Genomic DNA, 11460 nt, shown 5'->3' with positions numbered 1-11460 from the left:
CCCGTACAACGGCGTACGGAACACAGGCGGCGCCTGCCCAGTCCCCGACCGGACCCCGGGCAGGCGCCGCCGCATGTGCGGGGCCCGTCGGGTCACAGGGCGTCGAGGACGGTGGTGCGGCAGGCGTGGGGGGTGCCCCAGGCCTGTCGTAGGGCCTGGGCCTTGGTGAGCCACAGCGACAGGTCGTGTTCGGCTGTGTAGCCGAGCGCGCCGTGCAGGTGCAGGGCGGCGCGGGCGGTCGTGTACGCCGCCTCGCAGGCGCTGACTTTCGCGGCGGCCACGTCGGCCGGGGTCATGGTGAGCGCGGCTCCCAGGACCAGCGGCCGGGCGAACTCCAGGGCGATCTTCGCGTCCGCCAGCCGGTGCTTGACCGCCTGGAAGGAGCCGATCGGCACGCCGAACTGGATGCGCTGCCCGACGTAGGCCACGGTGCGGTCGAGCAGTGTCAGACCTACGCCCAGGGCCTGGGCGGCGGTGGCGAGGCGGGCCCACAGCAGGGGGGACGCTGGCGCCGAGGTGAGGAGTTCGCCGCCCGGGAGGAGGGCGGTGAGGCGGCGGGCGGGGTCGAGGCCGGTGCGGACGGGGCCCGCGCCGGGGGCCATACGCAGCCCGTCGGCGGAGAGGGACAGGTGCAGCGTCGCCGCGTCGCCGTCCAGAGCGGGCACACCGTCGTACGCCAGCGTCGTCATCGTCTCCCCGGCCGCGATCCCCGGCAGGAAGCGCTTTGCGTGAGGGGTCCCCGCGAGCAGCACCGCGGCGGCCACCGTCTCCACGAGCGGCCCCGGCACCGCGTGCCGCCCCAACTCCACGAAGGCCACGGCCACTTCGACGGGCCGCAGGCCCAGCCCCTCGTACTCCTCCGGAACCGCCAGCGCGAACACGCCCGCCTGCGCGACGCGGGACCACAGCGCTCGGCCGCCCGCCGGGTCGCCGCGAGTCCAGTCCCGTATCACCGAGGGTGTGCCGGCGGCGGTGAGCATCGCGTGCAGGGAGGCCGCGAAGTCCCGTTGTTCGGCGTCGAGGAGAAAACGCATCAGCGGCGCCCCTTCGGCAGGCCGAGCAGGCGTTCGGCGATGATGTCGCGCTGGATCTCGTTGGCCCCGGCGTAGATCGGGCCGGCGAGCGCGAACACGTACCGCTCGGCCCAGTCGGCGTCGACCGGCTCGCCGTCCGCGCCGAGCAGGTCGAGGGCCGTCTCGTGCAGCGCGATGTCGTACTCGGACCAGAACACCTTGTTCAGGCTGGACTCGGGCCCCAGCGACTCGCCCGCGAGGAAGCGGGACCCGGCCGCGAAGGTGAACAACTGGTAGGCGCGGGCCCCGATCACGGCGTCGGCGACCTGCTCCCGCGCCCACCCGGGGGCGCCCCGGGCCCGCCACAACTCCCGCAGCCGGTGCGCGCTCGCCAGGAAGCGGCCGGGGGAGCGCAGGGTGAGGCCGCGTTCGTTGGCGGCCGTGGCCATGGCGATGCGCCAGCCCTGCCCGGGCTCGCCGATGACGTCCTCGTCCGGCACGAACACCTCGTCCAGGAACAGTTCGGCGAACGCCGGCTTCCCGTCGAGCCGGCCGATCGGACGGACCGTGACGCCCGGCGCCCGCAGGTCGAACATGACGTAGGTGAGGCCCTGGTGGGGCTTGGGCGCGTCCGGGTCGCTGCGGAACAGCCCGAAGGCCCGGTCGGCGAAGGCGGCGCGGGAGGACCAGGTCTTCTGCCCGCTCAGGAGCCAGCCGCCTGCCGTGCGCACCGCCCTGGACCTGAGGGACGCCAGGTCCGAGCCGGCGTCGGGCTCCGACCAGGCCTGCGCCCACACCTCCTCGCCGGTCGCCATCGACGGCAGGACACGGTCGCGCTGCTCCTCGGTGCCGTGCTCGAACAGGGTGGGGGCCAGCAGGCTCACGCCGTTCTGGTTGACACGTCCGGGCGCGCCGGCCGCGTAGTACTCCTCCTCGAACAGCAGCCAGCCGATCAGCCCGCAGTCCCGCCCCCCGTACGCCGTCGGCCAGTTCACCACCGACCAGCCGTCCGCGGCGAGCTCGGCCTCCCAGGCGCGGTGGGCGGCGAAACCGGCCTCCGTCTCCAGTGAGGGCAGGGGCGACGACGGCACATGCGCGGCCAGCCAGGCGCGGGCCCCTGCCCTGAGCGCTTCCTCTTCCGGTGTGAAGGCGAGATCCATCGACGACGTCCTTCCCTAACAAGTGTTTGGTAGGTTAGCGTGGCCCTATGACAGGCGTCGAGACTCCGGCCTACGTCCCCGGACACGGACTGCTGGCGGGCCGCACCGCAGTCGTCACCGCCGCCGCCGGCGCGGGCATCGGCGGCGCCACCGCCCGCCGCTTCCTCCAGGAGGGCGCCCGCGTGCTGATCAGCGACGCCCACACGCGCCGCCTCAAGGAACACCACGCCGCGCTCGCCGCCGAGTTCGGCGACGCCGCGGTGACCGCCCTGCCGTGCGACGTGACGGACGAGGACCAGGTCCGCGCCCTGTTCGACACCGCCCTCGACGCGCACGGACGGCTGGACGTCGTCGTCAACAACGCCGGCCTCGGCGGAACCGCACAGCTGACCGAGATGACCGACGAGCAGTGGACGCGCGTCCTGGACGTCACACTGAACGGCACCTTCCGCTGCACCCGCGCCGCCCTCATACGCATGCGGCCCACCGGCGGAGTGATCGTCAACAACGCCTCCGTCGCCGGCTGGCGCGCCCAGGCAGGACAGGCCCACTACGCGGCCGCCAAGGCCGGCGTGATGGCGCTGACCCGCTGCGCCGCCGTCGAGGCCGCCGAGTACGGCGTACGGGTCAACGCGGTGGCCCCCAGCCTCGCCATGCACCCGCACCTCGCCAAGGTCACCACCCCCGAACTGCTCCAGGAGCTCACCGCGCGCGAGGCCTTCGGGCGCCACGCCGAGCCCTGGGAGGTCGCCAACGTGATCGTGTTCCTCGCCTCCGGCTACTCCTCGTACCTGACCGGCGAAGTCGTGTCGGTCAGCAGCCAGCGGGCCTGAGGCGGAGGCGACAATGAACGCGTGCCTACCAAGAAGAAGCCCCAGGTGACCGCCCCGGAGCCGCCCGCGGCCGGCGGCGTCCGCGACCGCCGCGGCGAACTCCTCGACACCGCCGCCGAGGTCTTCGCCGAACAGGGCTACAACGCCACCACCGTCCGCAAGATCGCGGACCACGCGGGCATGCTCGCGGGCAGCCTCTACTACCACTTCGACTCCAAGGAGTCGATGCTGGAGGAGATCCTGCGCACCTTCCTCGACGAACTCTGGGACGGCTACGACACCGTCCTCGGCGCCCGGCTCGGCCCGCGCGAGACGCTCGAAGCGCTCGTCACCGAGTCCTTCCGGGAGATCGACCGGCACCGCGCCGCCGTCGCCATCTACCAGAAGGAGAGCCGGCAACTCGTCGCCCAGGAACGGTTCGCGTTCCTCGCCGAGTCACAGCGCAGGTTCGAGAAGACGTGGCTGTCCACGCTGGAACGCGGGGTCGCCGACCGGGCCTTCCGCGCCGACCTCGACATCCGGCTCACCTACCGGTTCGTGCGCGACACCGTCTGGGTCGCCGCCTCCTGGTACCGGCCCGGCGGACAGCACAGCCCGGAGGACATCGCCCGCCAGTACCTGTCGATGGTGCTGGACGGGATCGCCGTACGCGAATGACCGCGCAAGCTGATTCCCCAGGGGAGTGGATGACATGGCCGAGGCCTACATCGTCGAAGCGGTCCGCACGCCCGTCGGGCGACGCGGGGGAGGGCTCAGCGGCGTCCATCCCGCCGACCTGGGCGCGCACGTCCTGAAAGCCCTCGTCGCGCGGGCCGGAGTCGACCCGGCCGCCGTCGAGGACGTCGTCTTCGGCTGCCTGGACGCCGTCGGTCCGCAGGCCGGCGACATCGCCCGGACCTGCTGGCTCGCCGCCGGACTGCCCGAGGAGGTGCCGGGCGTCACCGTCGACCGGCAGTGCGGATCCTCCCAGCAGGCCGTGCACTTCGCCGCGCAGGGCGTGCTCTCCGGCACGCAGGACCTCGTCGTCGCGGGCGGCGTGCAGAACATGTCGCAGATCCCCATCGCCTACGCCACTCGGCAGGCCGCCGAACCGCTCGGCTTCACCCAGGGCCCCTTCGCCGGCAGCGAGGGCTGGCGCGCCCGCTACGGAGACCGGCCCGTCAACCAGTTCGCCGGCGCCGAGATGATCGCCGCCAAGTGGGGCATCAGCCGCACCGACCAGGAGGAGTTCGCGCTGCGCTCCCACCGGCGGGCGCTCCGGGCCGTCGACGAGGGCCGCTTCGAGCACGAGACCGTCCCCTACGGCGACGTCACCGTGGACGAAGGGCCCCGCCGCGACACCTCCCTGGAGAAGATGGCCGCACTCAAGCCCGTCATCCCCGGCGGGACCGTCACCGCCGCCTGCTCCTCCCAGGTGTCCGACGGAGCGGCCGCCCTGCTGCTCGCCTCCGAACGCGCGGTGCGTGAGCACGGCCTGACCCCCCGCGCCCGCGTCCACCACCTGTCGGTGCGCGGCGAGGACCCCGTCCGTATGCTCACCGCCCCCATCCCCGCCACCGCCCACGCCCTGAAGAAGACGGGCCTGTCCATCGACGACATCGACCTCGTCGAGATCAACGAGGCGTTCGCACCCGTCGTTCTGGCCTGGCTCAAGGAGACCGGCGCGAACCCCGCCAAGGTCAACGTCAACGGCGGCGCGATCGCCCTCGGTCACCCGCTCGGCGCGACGGGCGCCAAACTCATGACCACCCTCCTGAACGAACTGGAACGCACCGGCGGCCGCTACGGCCTCCAGACCATGTGCGAGGGCGGCGGCCAGGCCAACGTCACCATCATCGAACGCATCTGAGCGCGCGTCACCGGCTGAGCGGGGGCGGACGTCGTCCGCCGGCATCCTCGCCGGCGCCTTCACCGACGGCGTTCACCCTTGAGTCCGACCGCCGTCGAGGATCGCCCCCGTCAGCCGGCATCGAACCACCGGACACCGGTAACCCGCCCATGGCCGACCAGGCTTCGGCCATCAGCCGCTCCACCAGCTCCGCGCACGAGGGCAGATCCTCGATCACCCCCGCGACCTGCCCGGCCGCCATCACCCCCAGATCCGTCCGCCCGTCCACCATCGCCGACCGCAGCAGCATCGGCGTGTTCGCGGCGAGCAACACCTGACTCCACGACAGGTCCTTGCCGTGCCGCAACGCCAGCCCCTCGCGCACCATCTGCCCCCACCCGAGCCCCGACAGCCGCCGGAACCGAGCCGCATGCCGCACCGCCCGCGCCAGCGCCCGCACCCGACCCGACCGCTCGAGCGACTCCACCAGCTCCGTACGCAGCATGCGGTGCGGCAGACCGTCCACCGCCCGCGTCACCGTCACGTCCCGGACCGTCGCCGCCAGATAGCGGGCCTTCACCGCGTCCGGCACCGTCGAGTCCGACGTCAGCAAGAACCGCGTGCCCATCGCGACGCCGACCGCCCCGTACGCCAGCGCCGCGACCAGGCCCCGCCCGTCGAAGAAGCCGCCCGCGGCCACCACCGGCACGTCCACGGCGTCCACGACCTGCGGCAGCAGCACCGTCGTCGCCACCTCCCCGGTGTGCCCGCCGCCCTCGCCCCCCTGCACCAGCACCGCGTCCGCACCCCACGCCGCGACCTTCTCCGCGTGCCGACGGGCCCCCACCGAGGGGATCACGACGACACCGGCCTCCTTCAGCTCGGAGATCAGCTCCCGGGACGGGGCCAGCGCGAACGACGCCACCCGCACCCCCTCGTCCACCATCACCCGGACCCTGTCCCCGGCGTCCCGCGCGTCCGCCCGCAGATTGACCCCGAACGGCGCGTCCGTACGGGACTTCACCTCGCGTATCGCCTCCCGCAGACCGTCGACGGTCATCGTCGCCGAGGCGAGGACGCCCAGTGCGCCGGCGTTCGCCGCCGCCGACACCAGCCGCGGTCCGGCCACCCACCCCATCCCCGTCTGCACGATCGGACACCGGACTCCGACCAGCCGGGTGAACGCGGTCTCCATCAGTGCGCGACCTCCCGCGCCCGGGCGCCGCCCGGATCGATCACCTCACGGATCAGCCGCAGCTCCTCCACCGTCGGCTCCCGGGTGTACGGCACCTCCTCCGGGACGGCGAGCGCGAACCCCGTCGCCTCCCGCACCTCATCCACGCTCACCCCCGGATGCAGCGAGACCAGCCGCATCGAACGGTCGGGGGCGCCGAAGTCCAGGACGCACAGATCGGTGACGACCCGCACGAGACGGTGGTACGGGGCGTCGCCCGCACGGTCGTACCCCACCCCGCACACCATGTCGACCTTCTCCACGAACGCGCGCCGCGAGTGCCTCGGCACCCAGTAACTCGTCGGGTTGTTCAGGGTGTTGACGGGCGCTCCCCGCACCCCGAGCAACTGCCGGGCCGGCCGGGCCCAGTCCCCGATGCACGAGATGTTCTGGTTGCCGAACCGGTCGATCTGACTCGCCCCCATCATCACGTGCCGCCGCCCTCCCGTCACCAGCGCCAGATGCTGCCGGTAGGGCAGCCAGCCCTCGACTGCGCCGTCCGGGCCGACGAGCAGCGCCTCACCGTCGGTCAGCAGCACCTGGGGAGCGAAGGTGAGCCGGGCGAGCCGGGCCCCGACCGAGGGGATCAGCCCCATGGGACTCACCAGGACCTCACCCACCCCCCGCCACACCTCCGCGCAGGCGACGACGCAGTACTCGGCGCGGGTGGCGACCATCGCGCCGGCCTCCACCTGCGTCGAGCCGCCCCGCACCTGCGTCGAGCCGCCCGGCACCTGCGCCGGCCCCCCGCGCTCCGCCGCTCCCCGTCCGGCCCGCTCCCGCTCCTTCACGACTCCTCCCCGACCGCCGACTGGTACGCCCGTTCGTCCCCGGCGAGGTACCGGGCCGCGAACTGCGGCCACGCCGTGGTCGCGTACCGCTTCTGGAACGCCTCGTCCCGGCCGTAGTCGGGCGCGCAGGACGTGAAGTGCGCCCCGTTCGGGGCCTCGACCACACCCGTCACCGTGTGCCGCTTGAGCAGCAGCGACTGCGGGGCCGCCTCCTTCGTCAACTCCGCCGTGTCGACGACCCGTTCGCAGGACACGAACGCCGCGTCCGCCGCCTCGCAGAACAGGTCGTCGAAGTAGGGGTCGGGCCCCAGGTACTGCCCGTTGCCCAGCCGGTCGGCCCGGTTGACGTGCACCAGCGCCGCGTCCAGCCGCAGCGCGGGCATCGCCACGAACGTCTCCCCGTCCTCGTACGGCGACGTCACCGTCCGCAGATCGGGGTTGACCCGCATCACGTCCGAACCGAGCCCCGCCCGCACCGGCAGGAACGGCATCCGGTGGGCGGCCGCCCGCAGCCCCCACATGAACATCGCCTCGTCGACCTCCGTCAGCTCGAAGGCCCCCCGCTCCCGCGCCGCCCGGTAGTGCGGTTCGAGCGGGATCGAGTCCAGCGTGACGAAGGCGGTCACCAGTCTCCTGATCCGGCCGGCCGCCGCGAGCATGCCCACGTCCGGGCCGCCGTACGACACCACCGTCAGGTCCCCTACATCGGAGCGGAGCAGCGCGCGGACCAGCGCCATCGGCTTGCGCCGCGAACCCCAGCCGCCGATCCCCAGCGTCATCCCGCTCTCCAGCCGGGACACCGCCTCCTGCGCGGTCATCGTCTTGTCGCTCACCCGCGCTCCCCCTTCCCGGCGCTGTCGGCCCCGCCGAAGCGCGCACGGACCCGCTCGCCCACCCCGCTCGCCCCGGCCTCGTAGGTGAACCCCTGCTCGAAGCGGTAGCTGCGACGGACGTCCACCGGATCGATCCCGTTGAGAGCGGCCTTGGCCAGCCGCAGAAGCTCCCCGTCCTTCGCGGCGATCTCCCGGGCCAGCTCCAGCGCGCCCGCGGCCACCTCGTCGGGCGGCACGACCCGCCACACCGCGCCGTGCGCCCGTAACTCCCGCGCCGTGACCGTGCGCGAGGTGTAGTACAGCGTGCGCATCAGATGCTGGGGGACCAGCCGGGCCAGATGCGTCGCCGCGCCCAGGGCTCCCCGGTCCAGCTCCGGCAGCCCGAACACCGCGTCCTCACCCGCCACGATCGCGTCCGCGTTCCCCACCAGCCCCACCCCGCCGCCCAGACAGAAGCCCCGCACCGCCGCCACCACCGGCACCTCGCACTCGTACACCGCCGCGAACGCCTCGAAGCAGCCGCGGTTGGCCCCCACCAGCGCACTCTCCCCCCGCGCCTGTATCTCCTTGATGTCCACGCCCGCGTTGAAGCCCCGCCCCCCGGCGGCCAGTACCACGCACCGCACCTCGGGGTCGCGGCCGGCCGCGCGCACGGCCTCGGCCAGGGCGAACCAGCCGGCCACCGGCACGGCGTTCACCGGCGGGAAGTCGACCGTGACGACGGAAATCCCCTTTTCCGGGGACGAGGTGGAGACACCCATGGACGCATCAGCTACCTTCGCACTCAGCTACCTTTCCACCAAACATTTGTTAGGTGTGATGGATCGAAGCTAGCAGCAGCCGCGGACGAGCGGGAGGGCCTGTGGACAACTCACTGCACGGCAGAACGGCCGTCATCACCGGCGGCACCCGCGGCGTCGGCGCCGGCATCGCGCAAGCCTTCGCCGAAGCCGGCGCCCATGTCATCGTCTGCGCCCGCCGTCCCCCCGAACTCCCCTTGCCGAAAACCGAGTTCGCCCCACTGGATGTCCGGGACGCCGAAGCCGTACGCCGCTTCTTCACCGGCCTGCCCCGCCTCGACGTACTCGTCAACAACGCGGGCGGCGCCCCCCACCGCCCCCTCGCCCCCACCGACGCCGGACACCACGTCCGCGTCCTCGAACTCAACCTCGTCGCCCCGCTGACCGTGTCCCTCGCCGCCTACGAGCACCTCCGCCGCGCCCGCGGCTCGATCGTGATGATCGGCAGCGTCAGCGGCTCCCGGCCCTCGCCCGGCACCGCGGCCTACGGCGCCGCGAAGGCCGGCCTGGAGAGCCTCGCCCGCTCGATGGCCGTGGAATGGGCGCCGGACGTCCGCGTCAACACCGTCGTCCCCGGCATGGTCCGCACCGAGCGGTCCCATCTCCACTACGGGGACGACGACGGCGTCGCCGCCGTCTCCCGCACCGTCCCGCTCGGCCGCCTCGCCGAGCCCCGCGACATCGGCGCGGCGGCCGTCTTCCTCGCCTCCGACGCCGCCGCCTACATCAGCGGCGCCGGCCTCCTCGTCCACGGCGGCGGCGAGCGGCCCGCGTTCCTCGACGCGGCCGACGCGGCGCCGGCGGACGACGGCAGACAAGGAGAAGTGAGATGACAGGACTGTGCACCGGACGGGTCGTCGTCGTCACCGGCGCAGGACGGGGCCTGGGCCGCGCCCACGCCCTCGCGTTCGCCGCCGAAGGCGCCCGGCTCGTCGTCAACGACCTCGACGTCGGCCCGGACGGCGCTTGCGGCCCCGCCGGCCCCGCCCGCGACACCCCCGCCGCCCGCGTCGCAGCCGAGATCCGCGCGGCCGGCGGCGAGGCCGTCGCCCACACCGGCGACATCGCCACCGCCGAGGGCGCCGCCTCCCTCGTCACCACCGCCCTGGAGACGTACGGCCGCCTCGACACCCTCGTCAACAACGCCGGCTTCCTGCGCGACCGGATGCTCGTCAACCTCGACGAGGACGACTGGGACGCCGTCGTACGCGTCCACCTCAAGGGCCATTTCCTGCCCCTCAAGCACGCCGCCGCGCACTGGCGCGCCGAGGCCAAGGCCGGTCGCGCACCCGCCGCCCGGATCATCAACACCAGCAGCGGCGCGGGACTGCTCGGCTCCGTCGGACAGGGCAACTACAGCGCCGCCAAAGCCGGCATCCTCACCCTGACCCTGGTCGCCGCCGCCGAACTCGCCCGCTACGGCGTCCAGGTCAACGCCATCGCCCCCGCCGCCCGCACCCGTATGACAGAGCGCACCTTCGCCGACACCATGGCCGCGCCCGCCGCGGGCTTCGACGCGATGGCCCCCGAGAACGTCTCCCCGCTGGTCGTCTGGCTCGGCTCCGCCGCCAGCGCGGGCGTCACCGGCCGCGTGTTCGAGACGGAGGGCGGCCGCATCACCGTCATGGAAGGCTGGCGCGCCGGCCCGACCATGGACAAGGGCGCACGCTGGACCCCGGCGGACGCGGGGGAGACGGCACGCATGCTGCTGGAGCGGACGGAGCCGCCGGGGACGGTGTACGGGGCATGACAGCGGACCGCGGTCCCGGCCTACGTCCCGGCCCCGGTCCGGGCCCTGGCCTCGGCCCCGGTCCGGGCCCTGGCCTCGGCCCCGGTCCCGGCCCTGGTCCCGGTCCCGGCCCGGGTCCCGGTCCCGGTCCCGGCCCTGGTCCCGGTCCCGGCCTCGGCCGAGGTCCCGGCCCTGGCCTCGGCCCCGGTCCCGGCCCTGGCCCATGGTCTGGGCCCCGGCCCACGTCCCGGCCCCGGCCCACGTCCCGGCCCCGGCTCAGCCCCGGCCACGGCCCCGGTCCGGGCCACGCGCTGCCGAAGAGACCCCCGTCCGTCGACTACGTGTCGCACTCCAGCACCGTCCGGCACAACCCGCACCGCGCCCGCACGCGCCCGCGTACCGGCACCCGGATCCGCTGATGGCACGTCGGACATGAGAACGCCACCCGCAGCGGACCGTCCGCGTCCGGGACGAAGACGTACGGCGTGTCCGCGACGGCGGCGAGCGGCCGGTGGTCCTGCGCGTGCCGGCGGTCACGCGCGTACCGCCGCCGCCCCGACCACCCCGCCGCCGACAGCGGCGGCTGCCGCTCGTCCAGCCGCGCCCGCTCCCGCCCCCGCACATACGCCGTGTACGCCTGCGCACTGGTGAACCACGTCGACGGATCCTCCCCGAAGACAGAAGCCCGCTTCGCCAGCACGTACCCGAACTCCTCCGGAGTCAGATACCCCAGCTTCTGCGACGAGGCCGCGTCCTCCCGGTAGGCGTCCAGCAGCAGCCAGCCCGCACCCAGATACGTCGTCGCCGTGTCCGTGAGGATCTCGTTCTCCCGGGTCCCGGGAAAGGACAGACCCAGCCGGTGCAGGAAGACATGCATGATCTCGTGGGCCAGAGCCGCGCCGATGTCCCGCCGGTGCGTGCGGAACCGGTCGTTGAGCTCGATGAAGTACTCCGGGCCCGCCGCGAGCTCCACGTTCGCCGCGTGCCGCATCTCACGGAAGCCGACGATCATCCGGGCGTCCGGCAGCCCGTAGTGCCGCACCAGCTCACGCGCCACCCGCTGCGCCCCCAGATGCAGGTCGTCGGAATCGCAGAACGCCACGTCCGCCGGGGCCACGCTGACCGCGAACCGGTGGACGGTGTCGTACGACAACCGCCTGTACAGCGCGGTGACGGCGGCCCGCACCGTCTCCAGATGCGGGTAGCCGTGCTCGACCGGACCACCGTTCGCCACGCCCG

12 protein-coding genes are annotated in these 11460 nt (G+C 73.6%); 5 read left to right on the top strand and 7 right to left on the bottom strand.

Features of this window, described 5'->3' with window-relative positions:
- Positions 1-92: 92 nt before the first annotated feature.
- Positions 93-1034 carry an acyl-CoA dehydrogenase family protein gene (locus ACIRS4_RS08035; RefSeq protein ID WP_404191657.1) on the bottom strand — a complete coding sequence of 314 codons (942 nt, stop codon included), beginning with the start codon at positions 1032-1034 and terminating at the stop codon, positions 93-95.
- Positions 1034-2173, bottom strand: coding sequence for an acyl-CoA dehydrogenase family protein (locus tag ACIRS4_RS08030; protein ID WP_404191654.1), 1140 nt, complete (start codon positions 2171-2173; stop codon positions 1034-1036). Before ACIRS4_RS08030 ends, ACIRS4_RS08035 begins: the two co-directional genes overlap by 1 nt.
- A gap of 47 nt (positions 2174-2220) precedes the next feature.
- On the opposite strand from ACIRS4_RS08030, the gene ACIRS4_RS08025 reads away from it, so the two are divergent.
- Genes ACIRS4_RS08025 through ACIRS4_RS08015 form a run of 3 tightly spaced genes read left to right on the top strand, consistent with a single transcriptional unit; the run spans position 2221 to position 4855 of the window.
- Positions 2221-3006 (top strand): SDR family oxidoreductase, encoded by a 786-nt coding sequence (locus tag ACIRS4_RS08025; RefSeq protein ID WP_404191651.1) that lies wholly within the window; start codon positions 2221-2223, stop codon positions 3004-3006.
- Between the two features lie 21 nt (positions 3007-3027).
- Positions 3028-3663: a TetR/AcrR family transcriptional regulator gene (locus ACIRS4_RS08020; RefSeq protein ID WP_404191648.1), complete on the top strand. Its 636-nt coding sequence runs from the start codon at positions 3028-3030 to the stop codon at positions 3661-3663.
- Between the two features lie 34 nt (positions 3664-3697).
- Positions 3698-4855 (top strand): acetyl-CoA C-acetyltransferase, encoded by a 1158-nt coding sequence (locus ACIRS4_RS08015; protein ID WP_404191645.1) that lies wholly within the window; start codon positions 3698-3700, stop codon positions 4853-4855.
- Between the two features lie 7 nt (positions 4856-4862).
- Here the strand turns inward: ACIRS4_RS08015 and ACIRS4_RS08010 are convergent, their stop codons facing one another.
- From ACIRS4_RS08010 to ACIRS4_RS07995, 4 genes are all read right to left on the bottom strand, one after another.
- Complete coding sequence (locus ACIRS4_RS08010; protein WP_404191642.1) at positions 4863-6029, bottom strand: NAD(P)H-dependent flavin oxidoreductase; 1167 nt, start codon at positions 6027-6029, stop codon at positions 4863-4865.
- Positions 6029-6745 (bottom strand): CoA-transferase subunit beta, encoded by a 717-nt coding sequence (locus tag ACIRS4_RS08005; RefSeq protein WP_404192110.1) that lies wholly within the window; start codon positions 6743-6745, stop codon positions 6029-6031. Before ACIRS4_RS08005 ends, ACIRS4_RS08010 begins: the two co-directional genes overlap by 1 nt.
- A gap of 110 nt (positions 6746-6855) precedes the next feature.
- A complete protein-coding gene (locus ACIRS4_RS08000; protein WP_404191640.1) occupies positions 6856-7692 on the bottom strand; it encodes a CoA transferase subunit A in 837 nt (278 codons plus the stop codon).
- Positions 7689-8453, bottom strand: coding sequence for an enoyl-CoA hydratase family protein (locus tag ACIRS4_RS07995; RefSeq protein WP_404191637.1), 765 nt, complete (start codon positions 8451-8453; stop codon positions 7689-7691). Before ACIRS4_RS07995 ends, ACIRS4_RS08000 begins: the two co-directional genes overlap by 4 nt.
- A gap of 101 nt (positions 8454-8554) precedes the next feature.
- Between ACIRS4_RS07995 and ACIRS4_RS07990 the strand changes: the two genes are divergently transcribed.
- Both ACIRS4_RS07990 and ACIRS4_RS07985 read left to right on the top strand, forming a co-directional pair.
- The gene (locus tag ACIRS4_RS07990; protein ID WP_404191634.1) at positions 8555-9325 is read left to right on the top strand and encodes an SDR family oxidoreductase; all 771 of its coding nucleotides are present in this window, start codon (positions 8555-8557) and stop codon (positions 9323-9325) included.
- The gene (locus tag ACIRS4_RS07985) at positions 9322-10242 is read left to right on the top strand and encodes an SDR family oxidoreductase (RefSeq protein ID WP_404191631.1); all 921 of its coding nucleotides are present in this window, start codon (positions 9322-9324) and stop codon (positions 10240-10242) included. Before ACIRS4_RS07990 ends, ACIRS4_RS07985 begins: the two co-directional genes overlap by 4 nt.
- Before the next feature lie 316 nt (positions 10243-10558).
- On the opposite strand, the gene ACIRS4_RS07980 is transcribed toward ACIRS4_RS07985, so the two are convergent.
- Positions 10559-11455, bottom strand: a complete 897-nt coding sequence (locus ACIRS4_RS07980) for a hypothetical protein (RefSeq protein ID WP_404191628.1) — start codon at positions 11453-11455, stop codon at positions 10559-10561.
- Positions 11456-11460: the final 5 nt, after the last annotated feature.

Source organism: Streptomyces sp. NPDC101166 (assembly GCF_044768125.1).
Taxonomy (GTDB): domain Bacteria; phylum Actinomycetota; class Actinomycetes; order Streptomycetales; family Streptomycetaceae; genus Streptomyces.
Note: the sequence above shows the minus strand (reverse complement) of the source record. Positions and strands in the feature narration are given on the sequence as shown.